This is a genomic window from Streptomyces sp. NPDC002403, assembly GCF_053593015.1.
The window spans coordinates 50,067-73,951 of record NZ_JBSFBQ010000019.1; the positions used below are offsets into that span (position 1 = coordinate 50,067).

The 23,885-nt window shown below is 70.6% G+C and carries 24 protein-coding genes; 18 read left to right on the top strand and 6 right to left on the bottom strand.

Annotation, left to right across the window (positions count from 1 at the left end; genetic code table 11):
- Positions 1-5: 5 nt before the first annotated feature.
- A complete protein-coding gene (locus ACWCPY_RS21650) occupies positions 6-587 on the bottom strand; it encodes a HEAT repeat domain-containing protein (RefSeq protein WP_451267277.1) in 582 nt (193 codons plus the stop codon).
- A 359-nt stretch (positions 588-946) separates the two neighbouring features.
- On the opposite strand from ACWCPY_RS21650, the gene ACWCPY_RS21655 reads away from it, so the two are divergent.
- From ACWCPY_RS21655 to ACWCPY_RS21690, 8 genes are all read left to right on the top strand, one after another.
- On the top strand, positions 947-2,728 hold the full coding sequence (locus ACWCPY_RS21655) for a 3-hydroxyacyl-CoA dehydrogenase family protein (protein WP_451267279.1): 1,782 nt from the start codon (positions 947-949) through the stop codon (positions 2,726-2,728).
- A gap of 100 nt (positions 2,729-2,828) precedes the next feature.
- The gene (locus tag ACWCPY_RS21660; RefSeq protein ID WP_451267281.1) at positions 2,829-3,644 is read left to right on the top strand and encodes a TetR family transcriptional regulator; all 816 of its coding nucleotides are present in this window, start codon (positions 2,829-2,831) and stop codon (positions 3,642-3,644) included.
- A 77-nt stretch (positions 3,645-3,721) separates the two neighbouring features.
- Positions 3,722-4,516, top strand: a complete 795-nt coding sequence (locus tag ACWCPY_RS21665; RefSeq protein ID WP_451267283.1) for a GNAT family N-acetyltransferase — start codon at positions 3,722-3,724, stop codon at positions 4,514-4,516.
- A 370-nt stretch (positions 4,517-4,886) separates the two neighbouring features.
- Complete coding sequence (gene ccrA / locus ACWCPY_RS21670) at positions 4,887-6,260, top strand: crotonyl-CoA carboxylase/reductase (protein ID WP_451267285.1); 1,374 nt, start codon at positions 4,887-4,889, stop codon at positions 6,258-6,260.
- A 1-nt stretch (position 6,261) separates the two neighbouring features.
- Positions 6,262-8,274: a protein meaA gene (locus ACWCPY_RS21675; protein ID WP_451267287.1), complete on the top strand. Its 2,013-nt coding sequence runs from the start codon at positions 6,262-6,264 to the stop codon at positions 8,272-8,274.
- Complete coding sequence (locus tag ACWCPY_RS21680) at positions 8,271-9,233, top strand: HpcH/HpaI aldolase/citrate lyase family protein (protein WP_451267289.1); 963 nt, start codon at positions 8,271-8,273, stop codon at positions 9,231-9,233. Before ACWCPY_RS21675 ends, ACWCPY_RS21680 begins: the two co-directional genes overlap by 4 nt.
- Before the next feature lie 2 nt (positions 9,234-9,235).
- The gene (locus ACWCPY_RS21685) at positions 9,236-9,763 is read left to right on the top strand and encodes a MaoC family dehydratase (RefSeq protein ID WP_451267291.1); all 528 of its coding nucleotides are present in this window, start codon (positions 9,236-9,238) and stop codon (positions 9,761-9,763) included.
- A 2-nt stretch (positions 9,764-9,765) separates the two neighbouring features.
- Entirely contained in the window at positions 9,766-10,971 is a 1,206-nt protein-coding gene (locus ACWCPY_RS21690; RefSeq protein ID WP_451267293.1) for an acyl-CoA dehydrogenase family protein, read from the top strand.
- Positions 10,972-11,006: 35 nt separating this feature from the next.
- Here the strand turns inward: ACWCPY_RS21690 and ACWCPY_RS21695 are convergent, their stop codons facing one another.
- On the bottom strand, positions 11,007-11,150 hold the full coding sequence (locus ACWCPY_RS21695) for a hypothetical protein (protein ID WP_403776952.1): 144 nt from the start codon (positions 11,148-11,150) through the stop codon (positions 11,007-11,009).
- A gap of 2 nt (positions 11,151-11,152) precedes the next feature.
- Here ACWCPY_RS21695 and ACWCPY_RS21700 point away from each other — a divergent pair, with 2 nt between their 5' ends.
- From ACWCPY_RS21700 to ACWCPY_RS21710, 3 genes are all read left to right on the top strand, one after another.
- A complete protein-coding gene (locus ACWCPY_RS21700; RefSeq protein ID WP_329817593.1) occupies positions 11,153-11,800 on the top strand; it encodes a phosphatidylserine decarboxylase in 648 nt (215 codons plus the stop codon).
- A gap of 22 nt (positions 11,801-11,822) precedes the next feature.
- Positions 11,823-12,644: a CDP-diacylglycerol--serine O-phosphatidyltransferase gene (gene pssA, locus ACWCPY_RS21705; RefSeq protein WP_451267296.1), complete on the top strand. Its 822-nt coding sequence runs from the start codon at positions 11,823-11,825 to the stop codon at positions 12,642-12,644.
- A 349-nt stretch (positions 12,645-12,993) separates the two neighbouring features.
- Entirely contained in the window at positions 12,994-13,392 is a 399-nt protein-coding gene (locus ACWCPY_RS21710) for a DUF6221 family protein (protein WP_451267298.1), read from the top strand.
- Positions 13,393-13,438: 46 nt separating this feature from the next.
- Here the strand turns inward: ACWCPY_RS21710 and ACWCPY_RS21715 are convergent, their stop codons facing one another.
- Together ACWCPY_RS21715 and ACWCPY_RS21720 are read right to left on the bottom strand one after the other, a co-directional pair.
- Complete coding sequence (locus ACWCPY_RS21715) at positions 13,439-15,031, bottom strand: MFS transporter (RefSeq protein ID WP_451267300.1); 1,593 nt, start codon at positions 15,029-15,031, stop codon at positions 13,439-13,441.
- 147 nt (positions 15,032-15,178) lie between these two features.
- On the bottom strand, positions 15,179-15,658 hold the full coding sequence (locus ACWCPY_RS21720) for a MarR family winged helix-turn-helix transcriptional regulator (protein ID WP_451267302.1): 480 nt from the start codon (positions 15,656-15,658) through the stop codon (positions 15,179-15,181).
- Positions 15,659-15,838: 180 nt separating this feature from the next.
- On the opposite strand from ACWCPY_RS21720, the gene ACWCPY_RS21725 reads away from it, so the two are divergent.
- The 3 genes from ACWCPY_RS21725 (at position 15,839) to ACWCPY_RS21735 (ending at position 18,483) form a co-directional block, all read left to right on the top strand.
- On the top strand, positions 15,839-16,666 hold the full coding sequence (locus tag ACWCPY_RS21725; protein WP_451267304.1) for a PP2C family protein-serine/threonine phosphatase: 828 nt from the start codon (positions 15,839-15,841) through the stop codon (positions 16,664-16,666).
- Positions 16,667-16,786: 120 nt separating this feature from the next.
- The gene (locus tag ACWCPY_RS21730) at positions 16,787-17,725 is read left to right on the top strand and encodes an MASE1 domain-containing protein (RefSeq protein ID WP_451267306.1); all 939 of its coding nucleotides are present in this window, start codon (positions 16,787-16,789) and stop codon (positions 17,723-17,725) included.
- Positions 17,726-17,853: 128 nt separating this feature from the next.
- Positions 17,854-18,483 (top strand): SRPBCC family protein, encoded by a 630-nt coding sequence (locus ACWCPY_RS21735; RefSeq protein ID WP_451267308.1) that lies wholly within the window; start codon positions 17,854-17,856, stop codon positions 18,481-18,483.
- 165 nt (positions 18,484-18,648) lie between these two features.
- Here the strand turns inward: ACWCPY_RS21735 and ACWCPY_RS21740 are convergent, their stop codons facing one another.
- Positions 18,649-19,764: a glycerate kinase gene (locus ACWCPY_RS21740; RefSeq protein WP_451267310.1), complete on the bottom strand. Its 1,116-nt coding sequence runs from the start codon at positions 19,762-19,764 to the stop codon at positions 18,649-18,651.
- 136 nt (positions 19,765-19,900) lie between these two features.
- Between ACWCPY_RS21740 and ACWCPY_RS21745 the strand changes: the two genes are divergently transcribed.
- The 4 genes from ACWCPY_RS21745 to ACWCPY_RS21760 all read left to right on the top strand — a co-directional run bounded on the left by ACWCPY_RS21745 (position 19,901) and on the right by ACWCPY_RS21760 (position 23,262).
- Complete coding sequence (locus ACWCPY_RS21745; RefSeq protein WP_451267312.1) at positions 19,901-20,395, top strand: NUDIX domain-containing protein; 495 nt, start codon at positions 19,901-19,903, stop codon at positions 20,393-20,395.
- 195 nt (positions 20,396-20,590) lie between these two features.
- Positions 20,591-21,793, top strand: a complete 1,203-nt coding sequence (locus ACWCPY_RS21750) for a hypothetical protein (protein WP_451267314.1) — start codon at positions 20,591-20,593, stop codon at positions 21,791-21,793.
- Between the two features lie 78 nt (positions 21,794-21,871).
- Positions 21,872-22,603, top strand: coding sequence for an SIR2 family NAD-dependent protein deacylase (locus tag ACWCPY_RS21755; RefSeq protein WP_451267316.1), 732 nt, complete (start codon positions 21,872-21,874; stop codon positions 22,601-22,603).
- Complete coding sequence (locus tag ACWCPY_RS21760) at positions 22,600-23,262, top strand: class I SAM-dependent methyltransferase (RefSeq protein WP_451267318.1); 663 nt, start codon at positions 22,600-22,602, stop codon at positions 23,260-23,262. The genes ACWCPY_RS21755 and ACWCPY_RS21760 overlap by 4 nt, the downstream gene beginning before the upstream one ends.
- Here the strand turns inward: ACWCPY_RS21760 and ACWCPY_RS21765 are convergent.
- Positions 23,259-23,663, bottom strand: a complete 405-nt coding sequence (locus tag ACWCPY_RS21765; RefSeq protein WP_451267320.1) for a (2Fe-2S) ferredoxin domain-containing protein — start codon at positions 23,661-23,663, stop codon at positions 23,259-23,261. The genes ACWCPY_RS21760 and ACWCPY_RS21765 overlap by 4 nt on opposite strands.
- Positions 23,664-23,885: the final 222 nt, after the last annotated feature.

The window sequence follows — 23,885 nt, forward strand, 5'->3', positions numbered from 1 at the left end:
CTTCCTCAGGCCGTGTCCAGCCGGACGAGCGCGTCGCGGGCCGCGCCACCGAGCCTCGGGTGCGGCAGAGCGGCCGCCAGGAGCGGACGGGCCCGCTCGTCCCCCAGCTGCCCGAGCCCCTCCACACAGGCCAGCGCCACCCGCCAGTGCGGGTCGCCCGGGGCGAGCAGCCGTTCCAGGGTGCTCATCAGCGCCGGTACGGACTCCGGGGCGCGCAGCGCGGTGAGCAGCCGCACCGGGTGCAGGGCGTACGCGGTGCGCAGGGCGTTGGTCGCGAGGGCCGCGGCGGCCCGGGGTGTGCGGGGGTCGCCGAGGCACACCAGGGCGTGGGCGGCGGAGACACAGCGTTCCGGGTCGCGGTGGTTGAGCAGCAGGACCAGCGCCTCGAAGGCCCGCCGGTCTCCGTCGCAGCCGAGCCGGAAGGCGGCCATCTCGCGGGCCCAGAGAGGGCGTTCGCGTTCCACCAGGACGCGGGCCAGCTCCTCCCCGTCCTCGGCGGCGAGCAGTGCGCGGTACGCAGCCGACTCCCCCGCCGCGTCCGCCTCGTCAGCAAGCCGGTCCGCCAGTGACCGGAACTCCTCGTCCATGACCGTCAGCGTATCGGCGGGAACTCTGTGTATCGAGGGGCGGGGGAAATGTGGCATGGGGCACAGCGGCCGGGGGCTGGCGCGCTCGTTACCCGACAGTTAACCTCATGTGAGCGGGACACGATCCCCGCTTGCTCCGGTGGCCTGGTGACGCAGCCACCCGGAGTGCTTGTCGGTTCGGCAGTTTTGCGAGACGTGACTCCGGGACAGAGTCCGTCGCCCCTTCCGGGTCCTGGCGTGCTCATCGCGCCCCGCCCCGAGCACCACGACACGCAATTCCCGCACGTGTCGCGCCGGTTCTCCCTCTCAGCGCGCGCCGTGCTCCCTCACAGTCGTCACTCATTCTCTGGAGTCCCGTGATGGACACCCCTCTCAGCACCATCGCCGTCGTCGGTCTCGGCACCATGGGCACCGGCATCGCCGAGGTCCTGGCCCTCGCCGGCCACGAGGTCGTCGGCATCGACATCAGCGACGCGGCCGCCCGCCAGGCCGTCGCCGCCCTGGACGCCTCGACCGCCCGCGCCGTGCGGCGCGGGCGGATCACCGAGGAGGAGCGGGGCGAGGTCCTCGCCCGGTTCCGTACCTTCGCCGACCTCCGGGCCGCCGCGGAGGCGGAGCTGGTCATCGAGGTCGTGCCCGAGTCGTACGAGATCAAGCAGCAGGTCTTCCGGGAGCTCGACGGGATCGTCTCCCCCACCGCGATCCTGGCGACCGGCACCAACGCCCTGTCGGTGACCCGGCTGGCCGCCGAATCGCTGCGCCCCGAGCGTGTGCTCGGTCTGCACTTCTTCAACCCGGCACCGGCGATGAAGCTGGTCGAGGTGGTCTCCTCGGTGCTGACCGCGCCGCCGGCCGTCGAGGCCGTCACCGCGCTCGCCCGCAGCCTGGGCAAGGAGCCGGTCGCGGTCGGCGACCGGCCGGGCTTCGTCGCCGACGGGCTGCTGTTCGGTTACCTCAACCAGGCCGCCGCGATGTACGAGGCCAACTACGCCTCCCGGGAGGACATCGACGCGGCGATGAAGCTCGGCTGCGGCCTGCCGATGGGCCCGCTCGCCCTGCTCGACCTGATCGGGATCGACACCGCCCGCACCGTCCTGGAGGCCATGTACGCCGAGACGCACGACCGGCTGCACGCCCCGGCCCCGGTGCTCCGGCAGCTCAGCGAGGCGGGGCTGACCGGCCGCAAGTCGGGGCGTGGCTTCTACACGTACCTGGAGGCCGGCAGCCGGACCGTGGTGCCGGACGCGCTGACCCCGGGGGACGCCGGGTCGGCGGTGGCCGGGCGCACGGTGCGTTCGGTGGGTGTCGCGGGTTCCGGGACGATGGCCTCGGGGATCGCCGAGGTCTTCGCCAAGGCCGGGTACGACGTGGTGCTCGCCGCCCGCGGCCAGGAGAAGGCGGACACGGCGAAGGGCCGGATCGCCAAGTCGCTGGAGCGTTCCGTCGCCAAGGGGCGACTGACGGCCGAGGCGCGGGACGGGGCCCTGGCCCGGATCACCGCGGCCGGTTCGCTGGACGCCTTCGCCGATGTCGATCTGGCGGTGGAGGCCGTCGCCGAGGACCTGGCGGTCAAGCAGCAGCTGTTCGGGACCCTGGACAAGGTCTGCAAGCCGGGTGCCGTCCTCGCCACCACCACCTCGTCGCTGCCGGTCGTGGCGATCGCGCGGGCCACCGCGCGCCCGCAGGACGTGATCGGGATGCACTTCTTCAACCCTGCGCCGGCGATGAAACTGGTCGAGGTGGTCCGTACGGTGCTCACCGCCGACGATGTCCACGCCACCGTCCGGGAGGTGTGCGGCAAGGTCCGCAAGCACCCGGTGGACTGCGGCGACCGGGCCGGTTTCATCGTGAACGCGCTGCTGTTCCCGTACCTCAACAACGCGATCAAGATGGTCGAGGAGCACTACGCGACGCTCGACGACATCGACGCCGCGATGAAGCTGGGCGGCGGCTACCCGATGGGCCCGTTCGAGCTGCTCGACGTCGTCGGGCTCGATGTCTCGCTGGCCATCGAGAAGGTGCTGCACAGCGAGTTCCGCGACCCGGGCCTGGCCCCGGCCCCGCTGCTCGAACACCTGGTGGCCGCCGGCTGCCTCGGCCGCAAGACGGGGCGCGGCTTCCGCGAATATGCCCGGCGCTGAGCGGGCTCAGCCGGGAGCCGGGTGGGGAGGGCTGCTCGATCCGTCGGGCGGCCCGCCCCCGCGGGCGCACTCCCCCGACGTCATGCAGTACGTTCACACCATGTCCCAGCCCGCCAGGTCCCCCCGTGTCTCCGCCGCGCCCGACACCCAGGAAAGTGCCGCAGGCACGCGCGCCGCCGCCCAACGGCTCAAAATGCGCCGTGAACTGGCCGCCGCGGCGATGGAACTCTTCGCCACGAAGGGGTACGAGGCGACGACGGTCGACGAGATCGCGGGCGCCGCCGGAGTCGCCCGGCGGACCTTCTTCCGCCACTTCCGCTCCAAGGAAGAGGCGATCTTCCCGGACCACGACGACACCCTCGTCAGGGCCGAGGCCGTCCTCAATGCCGCACCGGCGCACGAGCACCCCCTCGACACCGTCTGCCGCGGCATCAAGGAAGTCATGAAGATGTACGCGGCGAAGCCCGCGGTCTCCGTGGCCCGTTACAAACTGACCCGCGAGGTGCCCACCCTGCGCGAGGCGGAGATCGCCTCGGTGGCCCGCTACGAGCGACTGTTCACCCGCTACCTGCTGGGCCACTTCGACGAGCGCGACCACCATGTCGGCAACGACGACCCGCTGCTGGCGGAGGTCGCGGCGTCCGCCGTCGTCACCGCGCACAACCATGTACTGCGCCGCTGGCTGCGGGCGGGCGGCGAGGGCGATGTGGAGACGCAGCTCGACCATGCCTTCGCGATCGTCCGCGACACCTTCGGGACCGGCATCGGGGCCGGCCGCGCCGTCGGCGCCGAGCCCGCGAAGCAGCCGGCCGCCTCGGTGTCGTCCCAGGGCGAGGTGCTGGTCGCCGTGGCGCGCACGGACGCACCGCTCGACGAAGTGATGCGGACGATCCAGCAGGCGCTCCAGGACCGCTGAGCGGGGGGGCGTGCCGCCGGCACGCCCCCCACCGAAACCTGGTTGCCGCGCCCCCACGCCCATGCTGTGGTGGGCGGATGAATCGTGATCCCGAAGCACTGCTGGCCCTTTTCGACCGCGAGATGCGCGAGCACGCCCGCCCCGACGGCCCCGGCGTCCGGGTCGAGCGCACCGGCGACGTCGTACGGCAGGTCGGCGCGGCCGACGACTGGAACGGCGTCGTCTGGTCGGCCCCGGACCTGGACCCCGCGCGGACGGACGCGGTGATCGCGGCCCAGGTGGCGCACTACACGGCGCTCGGGCACGGCGAGTTCGAGTGGAAGCTGTACGCGCACGACCGGCCGGCCGGTCTGGCGCACCGGCTGCTGGCGGCCGGTTTCGAGGCGGAGGAGCCGGAGACCCTGCTGGTCGCCCCCGTCGAGGAGCTCTCGACGGCGGTGGAGCTGCCCGAGGGCGTGCGGTTGCGCACCGTGCGGGACGCGGACGACGTGGAGCTGATGGCCCGCGCCCATGAGCGGGCGTTCGGCTCGGACTGGTCGCGGCTGCGGCATCAGGTGCTGGCCAGGCTGGCCGAGGACCCGGACGGTTTCGTCGGCGTCCTCGCCATGGTGGGCGACGAGCCGGTGAGCTCGGCCCGGATGGAGCTGTACCCGGGCACGGGCTTCGCGGGGCTCTGGGGCGGCGGAACGGTCGAGGCGTGGCGCGGCAAGGGCGTCTACCGGGCCCTGGTGGCCTTCCGCGCCCGGATCGCGGCGGAGCGCGGGTGGCGCTACCTTCAGGTCGACGCCTCCGAGATGAGCAGCCCCATCCTCCGACGGCTCGGATTCGTGGCCCTGAGCACCACGACCCCCTATGTGTACCGGTCGCGCTGATCGATCATTCGCGGTTCTTTCCGGGGCGTATCCCCGCAGAACACCCTCCATGCCGCTCATCGGTGCCCTGCGGGTGACAAGTGAGAGAAATTGTTGGCACCGAGTGCCTTGCCAGGTGTCACGGAGTGCCATACGTTGAAGTTGTCCGGGCGGCCGGCGTGCCGGGATCTCTCGTACGCCGGCTGTCCCCGCAAGCGATGTGCCTGCGCGCCCGGACGCCTGCGTCACAGGCGAACCCTTCTGCTCCACAGAGCAAGCCGAAGCTTTGACAGCCGAACCGACGGCACCACCTCCACACCACACCGCTCCCCTCTTGCTCGCAGGGACTCCCAAGCGATCCCGCAGCGCCCCCATCCGCCGGAGGCACACCGTGAAGGAAATCCTGGACGCGATCCAATCGCCGGACAGCACAGCCGCAGACTTCGCGGCCCTGCCCATTCCTGAGTCGTACCGCGCGGTGACCGTGCACAAGGACGAGACCGAGATGTTCCACGGGCTCGCCACTCGCGACAAGGACCCCCGCAAGTCACTGCACCTCGACGAGGTCCCGGTGCCCGAACTCGGGCCGGGCGAGGCCCTGGTCGCCGTCATGGCGAGCTCGGTGAACTACAACTCGGTCTGGACCTCGATCTTCGAGCCGATGTCCACCTTCGGCTTCCTGGAGCGCTACGGAAAGCTCAGCGAGCTCACCAGGCGCCACGACCTGCCCTACCACGTCATCGGCTCGGACCTGGCCGGCGTCGTCCTGCGCACCGGTCCCGGCGTCAACGCCTGGCACCCCGGCGACGAGGTCGTCGCGCACTGCCTCTCGGTCGAACTGGAGTCCTCGGACGGCCACAACGACACGATGCTCGACCCCGAGCAGCGCATCTGGGGCTTCGAGACCAACTTCGGCGGCCTGGCCGAGATCGCGCTCGTCAAGTCCAACCAGCTGATGCCGAAGCCGCAGCACCTCAGCTGGGAGGAGGCCGCCGCCCCGGGCCTGGTCAACTCCACCGCGTACCGCCAGCTCGTCTCGCGCAACGGCGCGGGCATGAAGCAGGGCGACAACGTGCTGATCTGGGGCGCCAGCGGCGGACTCGGCTCGTACGCCACGCAGTTCGCCCTGGCGGGCGGCGCCAACCCGATCTGTGTCGTCTCCAGCGAGCAGAAGGCCGACATCTGCCGGAAGATGGGCGCCGAGGCGATCATCGACCGCACCGCCGAGGGCTACACGTTCTGGAAGGACGAGCACAACCAGGACCCGCGCGAGTGGAAGCGGTTCGGCAAGCGCATCCGTGAACTCACCGGCGGCGAGGACGTGGACATCGTCTTCGAGCACCCGGGCCGGGAAACCTTCGGTGCCTCGGTGTACGTGACCCGCAAGGGCGGCACGATCGTCACCTGCGCCTCCACCTCCGGATACAACCACGAGTACGACAACCGCTACCTGTGGATGTCGCTGAAGAGGATCGTGGGCTCGCACTTCGCCAACTACCGCGAGGCGTGGGAGGCCAACCGGCTGATCGCCAAGGGCAGGATCCACCCCACGCTGTCGAAGGTCTACTCCCTGGAGGAGACCGGCCAGGCCGCGTACGACGTCCACCGCAACCTGCACCAGGGCAAGGTCGGCGTACTGGCGCTGGCACCGCGCGAAGGACTGGGCGTGCGCAACGAGGAACTGCGCGAGCGGCACATCGACGCCATCAACCTGTTCCGTGACACACCGGCGGAGCGGACCGACAAGCACACCGGGAACGTCTGACATGAGCGGGCGTCAGAAGGACCGCCCGTGGCTCATGCGGACGTACGCCGGCCACTCGACCGCCGAGGCGTCCAACGAGCTCTACCGGCGCAACCTCGCCAAGGGCCAGACCGGCCTGTCGGTCGCCTTCGACCTGCCGACGCAGACCGGGTACGACCCCGACCACATCCTCGCCCGCGGCGAGGTCGGCCGGGTCGGCGTACCCGTCTCGCACCTCGGTGACATGCGCCGGCTGTTCCAGGACATCCCCCTGGAACAGATGAACACCTCGATGACGATCAACGCCACCGCGATGTGGCTGCTGGCTCTCTACCAGGTGGTCGCCGAGGAACAGGGGGCCGATCCGACCAGACTCCAGGGCACCACGCAGAACGACATCGTCAAGGAGTACCTCTCGCGCGGGACGCACGTCTTCCCGCCCGGTCCCTCGCTGCGGCTGACCACCGACATGATCACGTACACGGTCAACCGCATCCCGAAGTGGAACCCGATCAACATCTGCAGCTATCACCTGCAGGAGGCGGGGGCCACTCCGGTCCAGGAGATCGCGTACGCCATGTCGACGGCGATCGCCGTGCTCGACGCGGTCCGTGACTCGGGACAGGTGCCGAAGGAGAGGTTCGGCGATGTCGTCGCCCGCATCTCCTTCTTCGTGAACGCGGGCGTCCGCTTCATCGAGGAGATGTGCAAGATGCGCGCCTTCGGCCGCATCTGGGACCAGGTCACCCGCGAGCGGTACGGCATCACCGATGCCAAGCAGCGCCGCTTCCGCTACGGCGTCCAGGTCAACTCCCTCGGGCTGACCGAGGCACAGCCGGAGAACAACGTCCAGCGCATCGTCCTGGAGATGCTGGCCGTCACGCTCTCCAAGGACGCCCGCGCCCGCGCCGTCCAGCTGCCGGCCTGGAACGAGGCGCTGGGACTCCCGCGGCCCTGGGACCAGCAGTGGTCGCTCCGTATCCAGCAGGTGCTCGCGCACGAGAGCGATCTGCTGGAGTACGAGGACATCTTCGCCGGATCGCACGTCATCGAGGCCAAGGTCGACGAGCTGGTCGCCGAGTCGCTCGCCGAGATCGACCGGATCGAGCGGATGGGCGGCGCCATGGCGGCCGTGGAGTCCGGCTATCTGAAGTCCGAGCTGGTCTCCTCGCACGCCGCCCGCCGGGCCCGGATCGAGGGCGGTGAGGAGCGGATCGTCGGCGTCAACATCTACGAGACGACGGAGCCGAACCCGCTCACCGCGGACCTCGACGGGGCGATCATGACGGTCGACCCCGCCAACGAGGCCCGCGTCGTCGCCGCCCTGCACGACTGGCGCGACAACCGCGACGAGTCCCGCGCCACCGAGGCGCTGGCGGCGCTGAAGAAGGCCGCCGCGGGCACCGACAACATGATGGAAGCCACCGTGGAGTGCGCCCGCGCGGGTGTCACCACCGGCGAGTGGTCCTGGGCACTGCGCGACGTCTTCGGCGAGTTCCGGGCCCCGACGGGCGTCTCGTCCGCGCCGGTCGCGGTGACGGCCGAGGCAGGCACCCCACTGGCCCATGTCCGCGAGAAGGTCGCCCGCACCGCGGCCGACCTGGGTGCCGGACGGCTGCGGCTGCTGGTCGGCAAGCCGGGCCTGGACGGGCACTCCAACGGCGCCGAGCAGATCGCCGTACGGGCCCGCGACGCCGGTTTCGAGGTCGTGTACCAGGGGATCAGGCTGACCCCCGAACAGATCGTCTCGGCCGCCCTCGCCGAGGACGTGCACTGCGTCGGTCTGTCGATCCTTTCCGGCTCGCACGCCGAACTCGTACCGGACGTGCTCACCCGGCTGCGCGAGGCGGGCGCCGCCGACATCCCGGTCATCGCGGGCGGGATCATTCCGCCCGCCGACGCGTCGGCCCTGATCGGAGCCGGTGTCGCCGCCGTCTTCACCCCGAAGGATTTCGGTATCACGGAGATCATCGGCCGTATCGTCGACGAGATCCGGAAAGCGAACAAGCTCGACCCTCTGGAGGTCCCCGCATGACTGCCGTCAACCGCCTGCGTCCGCGCCGTTCGTGTCTGGCAGTGCCCGGCTCGAACCCGCGGTTCCTGGAGAAGGCCCAGGGCCTCCCCGCCGACCAGGTCTTCCTCGACCTGGAGGACGCCTGCGCGCCGCTCGCCAAGGAGGGCGCCCGGCACACCATCGTCGACGCGCTGAACAACGGCGACTGGACGGGCAAGACCCGGGTCGTGCGGGTCAACGACTGGACCACGCACTGGACGTACCGCGATGTCATCACGGTCGTCGAGGGCGCCGGCCAGAACCTCGACTGCATCATGCTGCCCAAGGTCCAGGACGCCGAGCAGGTCGTCGCCCTCGACCTGCTGCTCACCCAGATCGAGAAGACGATGGGCTTCGAGGTCGGGAGGATCGGCATCGAGGCGCAGATCGAGAACGCCAAGGGCCTGGTGAACATCGACACGATCGCCGCCGCCTCGCCCCGCCTGGAGACGCTGATCTTCGGCCCGGCCGACTTCATGGCGTCGATCAACATGAAGACCCTGGTCGTCGGTCAGCAGCCGCCCGGGTACGGCGCGGACGCGTACCACTACATCCTGATGCGCATTCTGATGGCGGCCCGTACGCACGACCTCCAGGCGATCGACGGCCCCTTCCTGCAGATCCGTGACGTGGACGCGTACCGCGAGGTCGCGGGCCGGGCGGCGGCGCTGGGCTTCGACGGCAAGTGGGTGCTGCACCCGGGCCAGGTGGACGCGGCCAATGAGGTGTTCTCGCCCTCGCAGGAGGACTACGACCACGCGGAGCTGATCCTCGACGCGTACGAGTGGTGCACCTCGGAGGAGGGCGGCAAGAAGGGCTCGGCGATGCTCGGCGACGAGATGATCGACGAGGCGAGCCGCAAGATGGCCCTCGTCATCGCGGGCAAGGGCCGCGCGGCCGGCATGCAGCGCACCTCCAAGTTCGAAGCTCCGGAGGCCTGATCATGCAGTTCGGACGCACATATGAGGAGTTCGAGGTCGGTGCGGTCTACAAGCACTGGCCCGGGAAAACGGTCACCGAGTACGACGACCACCTCTTCTGTCTGCTGACCATGAATCATCACCCGTTGCACATGGACAGCAACTACGCGGAGCGGACGACTGATTTCGGAAGGAACGTTGTCGTCGGCAACTACATCTACTCGCTGCTGCTCGGCATGTCGGTCCCGGACGTCTCCGGAAAGGCGATCGCCAATCTGGAGGTCGAGTCGCTGAAGCACGTCGCCCCGACCTTCCACGGCGACACGATCTACGGCGAGACGACGGTTCTGGACAAGACTCCGTCAAAGTCCAGGAGCGACCGCGGAATCGTTCACGTGGAGACCAAGGGGTACAAGCAGGACGGAACGCTGGTGTGCGTGTTCCGTCGCAAGGTGATGGTCCCCACCGAGACGTACATCAAGGAGCGCGGCGGCGAGCAGCCCGGCCGTCCCGAGCTGAACCAGCCGTCCCAGAAGAACGCGGAGAAGTAGCCATGACGCGACTCGCCCAGACCGCCGGTCTCAACGACGTCCAGCAGGAAATCCTCTCCACGGTCCGGGATTTCGTCGACAAGGAGATCATTCCGGTCGCGACCGGGCTGGAGCACCGTGACGAGTACCCCACCGAGATCGTCGAGGGACTCAAGGAGCTCGGCCTGTTCGGGCTGATGATCCCCGAGGAGTACGGGGGTCTGGGTGAGTCGCTTCTCACATACGCGCTGTGCGTGGAGGAGATCGCCCGCGGCTGGATGAGCGTGTCGGGAATCATCAATACGCACTTCATCGTGGCGTACATGCTCAAGCAGCACGGCACCCAGGAGCAGAAGGACACCTTCCTGCCGCGCATGGCGCTGGGCGAGGTCCGGGGCGCGTTCTCGATGTCCGAGCCGGCGCTGGGCTCGGACGTCTCGGCGATCACCTCCAAGGGCGTCAGGGACGGCGAGGAGTACGTCCTGAACGGGCAGAAGATGTGGCTGACGAACGGCGGCACGTCCTCGCTCGTCGCCGTTCTGTGCCGGAGTGACGAAGGCCACCCCGAGGGCACCGCCCCGCACAAGTCGATGACCACGTTCCTGGTCGAGAAGGAGCCCGGATTCGGCGAGGTCCGACCCGGACTCACCATTCCCGGCAAAATCGACAAAATGGGTTACAAGGGCGTCGACACGACGGAACTCATCATGGACGGGCTACGAATTCCGGCCAATCGGGTACTGGGCGGCACGACCGGCCGGGGGTTTTACCAAATGATGGACGGAGTCGAGGTCGGCCGGGTGAATGTGGCCGCGCGTGGCTGCGGTGTCGCACAGCGTGCATTCGAGCTGGGCGTTTCCTACGCCCAGCAGCGCCAGACCTTCGGAAAGCCGATCGCCCAGCACCAGGCGATCCAGTTCAAGCTGGCCGAAATGGCCACCAAGGTCGAGGCCGCCCATGCGATGATGGTAAACGCAGCGCGCAAAAAGGACTCCGGGGAACGAAATGACCTGGAGGCAGGGATGGCGAAGTACCTCGCCTCCGAATACTGCAAGGAAGTCGTCGAGGACGCCTTCCGTATCCACGGCGGTTACGGCTTCTCCAAGGAGTACGAGATCGAGCGCCTCTACCGGGAGGCCCCGATGCTGCTGATCGGTGAAGGTACCGCCGAGATCCAGAAAATGATCATCGGGCGCCGACTCCTCGAGGAGTACCGGTTCCAGGGGTGATTGTCCCTTTCGAGGCGATTTAGTCGCGAAGAAGATCACACCCTGTCATCCTCGGCCGGTGCCTTCAAGCCGTCCGACTCGGCTGCTGGCTTGCCCAGTTGTTGCTCGCAACCGATAACATCGCCGGAAAAGCCGCCGTCCCCCGTTGCCAGCGCGGCATCATCCGCTACGAAGGTCATCCATGCCCGACAGCCAAACCTCTGCATCACGCGGCGGGGTCCGCCTTGCGCGCGGAGCTTCGCCGTGGCTCCTCCCGACCGTCGCCACCGCGGCGCTCAGCCTCACCCGGGCCCGCAGGTCCGGACGCTGGGCCGCGGTCGCCGTGCCCACCACCGCGCTCGCGGCGGGCATGCTGTGGTTCTTCCGCGACCCAGAGCGCGAGATCACCCAGGGCCGGGTCATTTCGCCGGCCGACGGCGTGGTGCAGAGCATCATGCCGTGGAAGGACGGACGTACCCGCGTCGCGATCTTCATGAGCCCGCTGAATGTCCACGTCAACCGTGCGCCCCTGGCAGGCACGGTGACCTCGGTCGAGCACGTCCCCGGTGGGTTCGTTCCGGCGTTCAACAAGGAGAGCGAGAACAACGAGCGCGTTGTCTGGCACTTCGACACCGAACTCGGCGACATCGAGATGGTGCAGATCGCGGGCGCGGTAGCCCGGCGCATCGTCCCGTACATCCCGCAGGGCACGAAGGTGGAACAGGGCGAGCGCATCGGTCTGATCCGCTTCGGCTCGCGGGTCGACATCTACCTTCCGGAAGGTGTCGAGGTCGCGGTCGAGGTCGGCCAGGCCACCACCGCGGGGGTGACTCGAATTGACCGTGATTGATCCTGATACACAGGCAGGCTGGGTGCCCGAGTCGGAGTCCGAGGAGGACGCCGGCGAGGACATGCCGCTCTCTCTGCGGCTGTCGATAGCGGACACCCTCACTCTCGGTAACGCGACGTCCGGTTTCATGGCGGTGTACTTCACCACCACCGGAATCCTCATCCCGCACCTCACGGGCAGCGACGAGAGCGGCATGGCCCGGCACTCCGCGGCCACCGCCGTGATCCTGATGCTCCTGGCGGCGGTCTTCGACCTGTTCGACGGGCTCGTGGCGCGCAAGCTGCGCTCCTCGCCGATGGGTGCCGAGCTGGACAACCTCTCGGACCTGATCAGCTTCGGGCTCGCCCCGGCGTATTTCGTGCTGGTGTACGGCATGGTCGCGGACGACGCGCACCAGCGGGTGTCGGCGCTGGCGGCGATCGTGGTGCTGCTGGCGGTGGTGCTCAGGCTTGCGAGATTCTCGTGCGTGACCATGAAGGACGGCATGTTCCAGGGCATGCCGAGCCCCTTCGGAGCGCTCACGGTCGTCTCGATCGTGCTCCTGGAGCTGCCCTTCGTCCCGACGCTGCTCGCGATCGTCGGGGTGGCGTGGCTGATGGTCAGCCGGGTCGAGTACCCGAAGCCGCGGGGTGTCCTCGCGGTGGCTATGCTCAGCTGGATCGTGGCCGCGATGGGGCTCCTCGCCGCGTGGGCGTTCGACGCCCCCGGCGGTCAGCTGCTCCTCCAGACCGGCTGTGCGCTCCAGGTGGTCCTGGGTGCGGTCATCCCGCTCTTCGCGACCGCCCGGCGGGTGAACACCTTCCGCGACAACCGGCGCGAGGCACGGACGGCACAGCTGCCGTAGCGGTACGCAGAACACATGAGAAGGACCCGGGTGCTCCCCAGCACCCGGGTCCTTCCGCGTACGGCGCCCGAGGGCGGGGAACGGCCACCGGGCCACGGCGCCGAAGGCCGGTCCCGGTCTCCCGCATGATCTTCGTCCGGCGCGGCGTCCGGAGCTTGATCTGCTCCGGTACGGTCCACGACACTGGGTGCTCTTCGGCCCGGTCCATGAGACAGCGCCCTCCGCGGACACGGTCCGGGTGCGTCCACGGACGCACCCGGACCGGGGTCCACCGCTCGTTTCCAACTCGCCGACCGCATAACGGCTTTGGAGCGACGGAGACCATGACGACGAAGGACTCGGAACCTCGATGACAGACAACTCGGACATGATCGACTTCGTTCGGGAACGCCTCGCCGAGGAGGAGCGCATCGCACAGGCGGCGGGCGGCGACAGCTGGCGGTGTCCGGCCGATGTGCCCGGCGAGGTCCACGACCGGTCGGGGGCCATCGCGTTCAGCGTGCGGAATCACGGTTTCGACCAGCACATCGCCCTCCAGGACCCCGCGCGCACACTGCGCCGTATCGAGACGAGCCGGGTGCTCCTCGACGAGTACGCGGAGATCGCCCATCTGGACACCGACCGGCCCGAGCACGACTTCGGGTCCGGCCGGGCCGTGGGGCTGGGGTTCGCCGTACGGCAGCTGGCCGCGGAACACGCCGGCCACCCCGGGTACCGGGCCAGGTGGCTCCCCCGGTTCATCCAGTAGCGGCCCGGTACGGCCGGTGCCCGCGCAGGCGGGCACCGGCCGCGTCTCAGTGCTGTGTGCCCCGGGACGTACCCCGGAGTCCGGCCGCTGCGACGGCTGCTCCCAGAAGACAGAGGACGCCGGTGACGAGTACGGCGGTGTGCACACCGTTCATGAACGCCTGGCCGCTGCCCTCCACGACCGCTGCCCTGAACCCGGCGGGCATCCCGGACGAGACGGGTGCGATGCCCATGGCCACCGCGTCCCGGGACCGTTCCAGCCCGGCCGCGACGTCCGCGGGGACGCCCGCCCCGGTCAGCTCCCCGGTCAGCGTGGCGCCGACCCGGCTGCTGATCAGCGAGACCAGCACCGAGGTGCCCAGCGCGCCGCCGATCTGGAGGGCGGTGGCCTGGAGGCCGCCCGCCACACCGCCGTCCCGTACGGGAGCCTGGCCGACGACGGCGTCCGAGGAGGCCGAGAGCACCATGCCGACGCCCAGGCCGAGCGCGACGAACGGCGGCCACATCGTGGCGTAGGACGAACCGGTGTCCCAGCTCAGCATGCCGAAGGTCGCGGCGGCCTGGAGCAGCATGCCCAGCGGCATCGTGAGCCGGGGCCCGAAACGCCCGGTCAGCGCCGCTCCGAGCGGGGAGGCCACCAGCGAGGCGAGGCTGAGCGGCAGTGTGCGCACCCCGGCCTCCACGGGCGAGAAGCCGCGTACGTTCTGGAGGTAGAGCATCACGAAGAAGATCACGCCGAGCATCACGAAGAAGTTGAGCGCGGTGATGACGGTGCCGACGGTCAGTGCCCGGATGCGGAACAGCCGCATCGGCAGGAGGGGGTGCTCGATCCGGTTCTCGTACCAGCCGAAGCCGGCCAGGACGAGCACACCGGCGGCGAGGGCGCCCAGCGTGCCGGCCGAGGCCCAGCCCCAGGTCTCGCCCTTGACGACGCCGAGGACCACGCACAGCAGGCCGAGTGCGAGCAGGACGACGCCGGGTACGTCGAAGCGGTGGTGGCCGGCCCGGTTGTGGCTCTGCGGCAGTACGGCGGCGCTGACCAGCAGGGCGATCACGCCGATCGGGGCGTTGATGTAGAAGACCGACTCCCAGTCGACGTGCTCGACCAGGAGCCCGCCGACGATGGGGCCGAGGGCCGTGGAGACGGCCGAGACCATGGCCCAGATGCCCACCGCCATGCCGAACCTGCGCGGCGGGAAGGCGGCGCGCAGCAGACCCAGGGTGTTGGGCATGAGCAGGCCGCCGAAGAAGCCCTGCGCGGCCCGGAAGACGATGACGCCGTCGATCGAGCCCGACAGGCCGATGGCCACCGATGCGAGGGTGAAACCGACGATGCCGGCCATGTAGAAGGTGCGCCGCCCGAAGCGGTCGCCGAGCTTGCCGCCGAGGATCAGCGAGGCCGCCAGGGCGAGCAGGTAGGAGTTGGTGACCCACTGCAGATCCGCGGTGGAAGCCTGGAGGGCGCGGCCGATCCCGGGGTTGGCGATCGCCACGACGGAGGCGTCGAGCTGGACCATGAAGAGGCCGAAGGCGACCGCGAGCAGGGTCAGCCAGGGGTTGGAACGCCTGCCCCGGGACGGCTCCGCCGACGGCGCGGACGCGGCGGGCAGGGAGGAGTGATCCACGGTGGTGGACGGCATGGGTGTGCCTTGTCTGTCGGAAGGTGCTGGAAAGAAGGCGTCAGGAGCAGGGGCCGCTCCGCGGACGCGGGAGAGCGCCGGTAAACACGGGCACGGAGACGGCCGTGCGCGCGGTCGGTCGTGTCTCCTCGGCGGGGAGTGCGGGCTCTACTCCGCGGCGGGCGCGGGGCGCAGGTGGCGCGTGAGCGATGTCAGCGCACCGACGGCCTCACCGAGCGCGCCGAGCTCTCCCCCGGTGAGGTGGCGGAGGGCCCGGGCGATGTGCGCGCCCTCCAGATGCCGGACCTCGGCCAGCTCACGCCGGGCCCTGGGGGTCAGGTGCAGATGCGCGATCCGCTTGTCGCCGGTGTCCTGACGACGCTCCAGGAGCCCCTGCTCGGTGAGCTGGGAGACCAGGGCGCTGACGTTGTTCGGCCGCATCAGCAGGGCATGGGCGGCCTCACGGACGGTGACGCCCTCCTGCTGCGAGACGAAGCGCAGCAGCGCGAGCTGCCCCTCGGGCGGCTTGGGATGCTCGAAGTCCTGGGCGATCCGCCGGTCGAGGGCCCGGTTCAGCGCGGGCAGGCACTCCGCGAGCGCGAAGGCGACGCGGTCGAGATCCTGGGCGGACGCGCGGGAAGCGGGCATGCTCGTGAGAATAGATATGGTCCGATAGGTATGTCAAAGGATGTTCCGGTGGCCGAGGCCGCCGGAGACCGGTGCCCCGACCGTGCACCACGGACCTCCGGGTCCCTGCCACGCCCTCCTGCGGACGGCGGCGGGAGGCTAAGGTTTCAGAAGGGACGCATCGGACCGCTCAGGGACGCCATGCACCGACACAGCAAGGAACAGGACAGCGCCCAGGAACTCCTCCTCACCCTCGGGCGCCTCGTCGATCAGGCCCTGGAGAACATCAGGCGTCAGCGCGCCCGGGCCGAGCTGGGCCTGGCCCTCCAGCGGCACATGCTCCCCGCCGAGCTGCCCGACTTCCCGGGCCTCCGGATCGCGGCCCGCTACTCCCCCTCGCAGGACGGCCTGGCCGTCGGCGGCGACTTCTACGACGCGTTCGCGATGCTGGACGGGGCGGCGGGGATCGCCATCGGCGATGTGCAGGGGCACGGGGTGGAGGCCGCCGCCTTCATGGGCGAGGCCCGCGCCAGCCTCAGGGCGCTCGCCAGCGTCACGGTCGACCCCGGCATGGTGCTGGCCTGCGCCAACGATCTGCTGATCTCGCTGGGCGGCGATCTGTTCACTACCTGCTGCCTGGTCAGCGTCATCCCGGAGAGCGGCGAGCTGGCCGTGGCACGGGCCGGGCATGTGCCCATCGTGTGGGGCACCGACGACGGTGACTCCGGCGTCTCCCTCGACGCCGGTGGCGTACCCCTGGGCATTCTGCGCGACCAGCGCTACCCCGTGACCCGTCGGCGGCTGGCGCAGCCCGGGTACCTGGTCCTGCTGACCGACGGGGTCGTGGAGGGGCCGTCGTACCCGATCGACGAGGGGCTCGCCGCGGTGTCGGAGGTGGTCGGCGCGGCGGACGGGGCCGATCCCGGCGAGCTGGCCGCGCGGGTGATCGAGGTGGCGGACCTGACCGGTCACGACGACGATGCCGCCGTACTCGTCGTCCGCTACGACGGTGCACCGGACAGGCCCTGACACCTTCCCGTGCGCGGCCGGTGGCGCGGGGCCGGGAGGTACCCCGTTCACCGTCTTCGTGGGCGCGGTCCCGGCGCGCCCGTCCGGGCGGCGGGCGGCGGTGTGGTGTCTGATGCTGTGGTGGTGGACAGTGCACGGCTCCGGCAGCAGACGGCCAAGCTCCTGACGGTCCTCGCGGTGGCCGCCTGCTACTACGCGACGGCCCGTCTGGGGCTGCTCCAGCAACTGGTACGCGGTCAGGTCACCCCGCTGTGGCCGCCGACCGGGATCGCGTTGGCGGCGCTGCTCGTGTTCGGGCCGCGGATCTGGCCCGGAATCGCTCTCGGCGCGCTCGCGGCGAACATCCTCATCGGACCCTCCGTGCTGCCCGTGCTGGTCATCGCCGCCGGAAACACGGCCGCCCCGCTCTGTTCCTACTGGCTGCTGCGGCGCGCGGACTTCCGCGACGAGCTCGACCGGCTGCGGGACGCACTGGCGCTGGTCTTCCTGGGGGCGCTGGCCGGCATGCTGATCAGCGCGACCGTGGGAACCAGCACCCTGGTCCTCGCGGACGCGGTCCGGGCAGAGGATTTCTGGAAGACCTGGTCGGTCTGGTGGACGGGCGACGCCATGGGCGTCATGGTCGTGACACCGTTCCTGCTCGCCGTCCGCCGGTTCCGCCTGCCGTTCGGCATCGGCCCGGCCAGATGGGCGGAGGCCATCGCGCTGGGGGTGTGCACCCTGGCCGTCACCCTGCTGGCGACCGACGCCGGGGCTTCGCTGCTCTTCCTCGTGTCCCCGTTCCTGATCTGGGCCGCCTTCCGCTTCGAGCGCGCCGGCGCGGCGTGCTGCGCGCTGGGCGTGTCCACCCTCGCGATCCTCGCCGCCGGACGGATGGCGGGTCCCTTCGCGCACCACGGCCTGCTCACCAACATGGTCACCCTCCAGGCCTTCAACGGCTCCACCGCGCTCACCGCCCTGCTGCTGGCCGCGGTCGTCACCGAGCGCAACAGCACCTACCGCGAGATCAAGCGGCTCTGTACGCAGCTCGCCGAGAAGGTGACCCGACAGGACCCATGAATCACTCCATCGGTCCTGCGACGGGTGCGCGGACGGGCGATCCGAAGCAGGCTGATGGGCGACGGCACCGCGACAAGGGCAACCGGAAGCCGGTACTCCGGCGGATGGGCGCCGTAAGAGGTGGAGCCATGCCCCATGTGTCTGCGAATGTCCAGGTATCCCGCCCCGCCGACGAGATATTCTCGTTCCTCCGGGATCCGCGGAACCTGGCCGAGTGGTCCTCGACCATAGACCGGGTGATCGAGGGCCCGATCGCCACCGAACTGGGTGACGAGTACACCTGCAAGTTCCCGGGCAGACGGCGGGCGCACCGCCTGCGGTGCACCGCGAGCACCCCCGTCGAGTACCTGGCCTTCCGCGGTGCGGGCATGTGGACCCCACTGGGCCGTCACTCGCCGGAGCTGGAGTTCCGGCTGAGCCCGAACGGGGAGGGCACGACGGTCACCGTCTCGGTCAAGCCCCATCTGGACGGCGGCATGATCATTCTCGCGCCGTTCGTGATGATGGCCTGGCGCCGGGACCTGCCTACGGAGCTCGGGTGCCTGGCTGATCTGCTGAGCGGCGAGGGCGGCGCGGAGGCGGATGCGGTCGATCCGGGCGCCCTGCGTGACGGCCAGGACATGAGGGATGTGCGGGATGCAGGGGGCGGCCGGGACGCGTGGGATGTCCGGGACGCTCAGGACGTGAGGGGCATGAAGGACACGAGGGACGCAGGGGGCGGCTGGGACGGGGCACCCTCGGTGGGCCGGCCCGGCTGACCGGGACGACCGAGGCACTGGGCGAGCGAGGCGCTGGGCAGGGGTGGGTTCCGCTGTGCGGAGCCGCCCCCTGCCCGCCCGTCCCCGAAACCGGCCCGCCCCGCGGGCCCCGTCGTGTCCTCGGCCGCGGGGCTGCCCTGATCCCCGTGGGCCGGGTGCCGCGGGCTACAGCAGGAAGTCGCGTGCGATCGCCTCGGAGGCCCGTTCCAGCAGCGGCCCCGCCTGGGCCATCGAGACCGCGGGGTCCGGCTCCAGATCCGCGAGGGCGTACGCGCGACGGATGCCCGCCGCGGTCAGCGCCTCGGGCGGCAGGGCCAGTCGGCCGCAGACCGCCACGACCTCGATCCCCGCGGCGCGGGCCGCCGCCGCCACTCCCGCCGGAGCCTTGCCGTGGAGGGTCTGCTCGTCGAGCGAGCCCTCCCCGGTGATCACCAGGGTGGCCCGGGCCAGCGCCGGGGCGAAGCCGAGAACGTCGAGCATGACCTCGATGCCTGGGCGGAAGCGGGCGCCGAGGGCGACCAGCGCCCCGTAGCCGATGCCGCCCGCGGCTCCCGCTCCGGGCAGCGCGGCGTGCTCCGGGCCGAGGACGGACGCGTAGTGGGCGAGCGCCGCGTCGAGGGTCGCGATGTCGTCCTCGGTCGCGCCCTTCTGCCTGCCGTAGACCTCCGGGGCGCCCTTCGGGCCGGTCAGCGGGTTGTCCACGTCGCTGGCGAGGATCAGGTCCACCTCGGCCAGTCGCGGATCGAGTCCGGACAGGTCCGCCTCCGCCAGCTCGGCGAGGCCGCCGCCACCGGGGCCGACGGGCTTGCCGTCCGCGTCCAGGAAGCGGGCGCCGAGCGCGGCCAGCATGCCCGCGCCGCCGTCCGTGGTCGCGCTGCCTCCGACGCCGAACACGATCGTCCGGGCACCCGCGTCGAGCGCGGCGGCGAGCAGCTCGCCGGAGCCGTAGGTCGTGGCCGTGAGCGGGGCGAACACCCCTGCGGGCAGATGCTGGAGGCCCGACGCCTCGGCCATCTCCACCACCGCCGTGGTGCCCCGCACCGCGTACGCCGCGGTCACCGGGTCCCCGAGCGGGCCGGTCACCCGTGCCTCGCGGCGCTCGAATCCGGCGGCCACCGCCGCCGCCACCGTGCCGTCGCCGCCGTCCGCCACGGGCAGGGTCTCGACCCGCACGTCGGGGACGACGCGCCGCAGCCCGGCCGTCACCCGCTCCGCGACCTGCACGGCCGTGAGCGAGCCCTTGAACTTGTCCGCCGCGACGAGCACGCGTGCGGTCTCCATCACTGCTCCGTCCGCCACCTTGCATCCCTTGCTTTCGAACAGGCAGTCGCGCCGCCCCCGACCCTATCCGCAGCGGATACCCGCTGCCCAGAGCCGTCGTCGCTCCGCTTGCGCCCCCTGCCACTACGCTGCCCGCGTGACCACCACTGACTACGCCTCCTACATCGCCGGGCTCCCCCGGGTACTGGCCGCCGCGGCCACCGTGTTCCGGGACGACCGGGGCCGGGTGCTGCTCGTCGAGCCGAACTACCGGGAGGGCTGGGCACTGCCCGGCGGAACGATCGAGTCCGACGACGGCGAGGGCCCGCGACAGGCCGCGCGACGCGAGACCGCCGAGGAGATCGGCCTCGATCTGCGGCCCGGACGGCTGCTCGCCGTCGACTGGGCACGTGGCCCGCGGCGACCGCCGATCACCGCCTATCTGTACGACGGCGGAGTGCTGGACGAGTCGCAGTTGAAGGAGATCCGGCTCCAGGAGGAGGAACTGCTGTCCTGGAAGCTGGTCGAGCCCGAGGAGATCGACCGCTATCTGCGCGGGCCGCTCGCGCTGCGCGTGAAGGCGGCGCTGGAGGTGCTCGAATCCGGTGGTGGCGCGGTGGAGCTGGAGGACGGGTGCCCGGTGAACGGCTGACACGCGGGGGCCGGCGCCGGCCCCACGCTCCCCCGCTCGCCGCATACAGCCCGTATTCCCGTTGTGTCCCGTTGTGCTGACTTGCCGTCACCTGGTAGGCCGGTCGACGGCTGCCGGACTCGTGAGTTCATGTGCCATTGGTCCGCAGTGCACGCTCGACCGGCATCATCCGGACTCCACGACAGCGGAGGGATCATGCGTACGCACACGGGACACCTCGGCGGGCTGCTGGCCACGATCGTCGCAGCGTTCGCCTGTACGGCAGTTGTCGCCACGGCGTCGACGGCACTCGCGGAACCGGCGTCGGCCCCGGCCGCACACGGCAGGCTGCCGCTGTCGGTCGACGGCGGCGCCTGGCAGTCCGGCCACGTCCAGGGCATGGCCATCGACCGCCGCAAGGGCTTCATGTACTTCTCGATGACCAACCTGCTGGTCAAGACCGACCTCCGGGGCAACCCGGTCGGTTCGGTCACCGGATTCACCGGCCACCTCGGCGATCTGGACTTCGACGAGAAGGACGGCCGGGTCTACGGCTCCCTGGAGTACAAGGAGGCGAAGTCCTTCTACATCGCGATCCTCGACGTCGACCGCATCACCAGGATGGACATGGACGCCCAGTCCACGGGCGTCGTCTCGACCGTCTACCTCAGGGAGGTGGTGAAGGACTTCACCGCCGACATGAACGGCGACGGCGTCTTCGACGGCGACACGGGCAACACTCCCGACCACCGCTACGGTTGCAGCGGCATCGACGGTGTCGCGTTCGGTCCGGCCTTCGGCGACCGGCGCGGCAAGCGCGCCGAGAGGAAGCTGACGGTCGCTTACGGCGTGTACGCCAACACCGGCCGCACGGACAACGACCACCAGGTGCTGCTCCAGTACGACGTCACCCGGTGGAAGAAGTACGAGCGTCCGCTGACCGAGTCGGCCCCGCACACCAGCGGACCCGCCCATGTCGACGGCAAGTTCTTCGCGTACACCGGGAACACCAATTACGGTGTCCAGAACCTGGAGTACGACGGGCACAGCGGCAACTGGCTGATGGCCGCCTACAAGGGCTCCAAGCCCGGCTTCCCCAACTACTCGGTCTTCGCGCTGGACGGTGCGCGCAAGCCGGTGCGCAGCTGGGTGCGCGGGCAGCAGCGCCCGGAGCGCGGGCTGCTGCTCCCGCTGCTGCGCGAGGGCGCGCACGACAGCACGACCGGTACGTACGGGTGGCCTGCGCCGGGTCAGTACGGACAGTACGGCCTGGTCTCGCTCGACGACGGGCGGTTCTACGTCGCGAGGAGCGGCACCGTCCAGGACGGCGGCGTCACCAAGCAGACCGCGAGCGCCGTGCTGAACACCTGGACGGGCCTGACCCCGTCGCCGTTCACTCCCGCCGGCCCGGCGGCCTGACGTCCGCCACGGGGCAGACGGCTGCCCGAGGCCGAATCGGCCTCGCCGGAGGTGTCCGGCGCTGCGTACGCTCGCGGCATGACTCTCGTCGCGATCCTCAGCGGCGCCGGCATCTCCACGGACTCCGGCATCCCCGACTACCGCGGGCCCAACGGTCTCTGGCGCAAGGACCCGGAGGCCGAGAAGCTCGTCACGTACGACTTCTACATGGCCGATCCGGAGATCCGCCGCCGCTCCTGGCAGATGCGCCGCACCAGCGCCACCTGGGCCGCCGAGCCGAACGCGGCCCACCGCGCGGTGGCGGAGCTGGAGCGCTCCGGCACCCCGGTACGGGTGATCACGCAGAACGTCGACGGGCTGCACCAGCTCGCCGGCCTCCCCGCCCGCAAGGTCCTGGAACTGCACGGGACCGCGCGCAAGGTGGTCTGCACCCGCTGCCACGCCCGCTCCCCGATGGCCGAGGCGCTGGCCCGGGTGGAGGCAGGAGAGGCCGACCCGCCGTGCACGGTCTGCGGCGGCATCCTGAAATCGGCCACGGTCATGTTCGGTGAGCGGCTCGATCCGGTGGTGCTGGGCCAGGCGGTGTCGATCGCGAAGGCCTGCGAGGTGTTCGTCGCGGTGGGTACGACCTTGCAGGTGCAGCCCGCCGCGTCGCTGGCCGGGCTCGCGGTGGAGAACGGGGCACGGCTCATCGTGGTGAACGCGGAGCCGACGCCGTACGACGAGCTCGCCGAGGCGGTCATCCGCGAACCCATCGGCACGGCGCTGCCCGCGCTGCTGGAGCGGCTGGCCGCCGGAGCGAAGTCATGACAGGGCCCTCGTCCCTCGACCTCACCCGCGCCTCGTACGACACCGTCGCCGCCGACTACGCCGCACTGCTGGCCGACGAGCTGGCGGACAAGCCGTACGACCGCGCCATGCTGGCTGCCTTCGCCGGTCTCGTGACGACGGGCGGCGGCGGGCCGGTGGGCGATCTGGGCTGTGGTCCGGGCCGGGTGACGGCGGTTCTCCGCGACCTCGGGCTGACCGCCTTCGGCATCGATCTCTCGCCGGGCATGATCGCGGTCGCGCGCGAGACGTACCCGGATCTCGACTTCGCCGAGGGGTCGATGACCGCCCTGGACCTGGCGGACGACAGCCTGGCCGGTGCGCTCGCCTGGTACTCCCTGGTCCACACCCCGCCGGAGCAACTGCCGCGGTATTTCGCCGAGTTCCATCGCGTCCTGGCGCCCGGCGGCCATCTGCTCATGGCCTTCAAGGTCGGCGAGGAGTGTGTGCGCCTGGAGCGGGCGTACGGTCACGCGGTGACGCTCGACGTCCACCGGTTCGCGCCCGACGCGGTGGCCGACATGCTCGTGAAGGCCGGGTTCCGTGTGCAGGCCAGGCTGGTCCGTGAGGCGGACGAGCGGGAGAGGACCCCGCAGGCCTTCTTCCTGATGGTGAAGCCCGGGGCGCCGCGGAGAACCTAGCGTTCGAGTTCCTGCTGTACGCGGCGCGAGGGACGGAACGTGTACAGGTCGAGGATCTCCGGCGGGTCCGCCAGCCCCGGACCGCCCGCCCCGACCCAGGTGACGATGTCGGTCACGGCCTCCGGGTCGTTGACCAGACCGAGCCAGACCGGGCGGCCGCCCGCACGGCGGCCCTCGGACGAGGGCTGCACGACGATGACATTGGCCTGCTCGCAGGCGTCCAGGCACTCCACGGCGCGGACCGTGGCCGACTCGCCGAGCGAGCGCCGCAGCTCGGCGAGCTGGCCGGCGTGGTCCACGTCCGGGATCTTGGGCGTGCCGCAGCAGCAGCCGCGGCAGACGCTGACGGTGGGCCGCGGCGTCCCCCGGTCGGGGACGGGACGCCGGGTGCGGCGGCTCATGCGGGGACGCTTCCGGTGCGGGCGCGGATGATCACCAGGGGACTCTAACCGCCCCGGCCACCGGATCGAACATCTGCTCTCCCCCCGTGAGCGCGTGGGGTACAGTGGATGGCTGCGAAGGGGAGTAGCCCCGCAAACCGGTCGTCGACACACTGGAACCCCCGGGTTCCCGGTGGCCGGGCCCGTGGATGACCTCGGGCGGGCGAGACCTTCGGTCAGGTA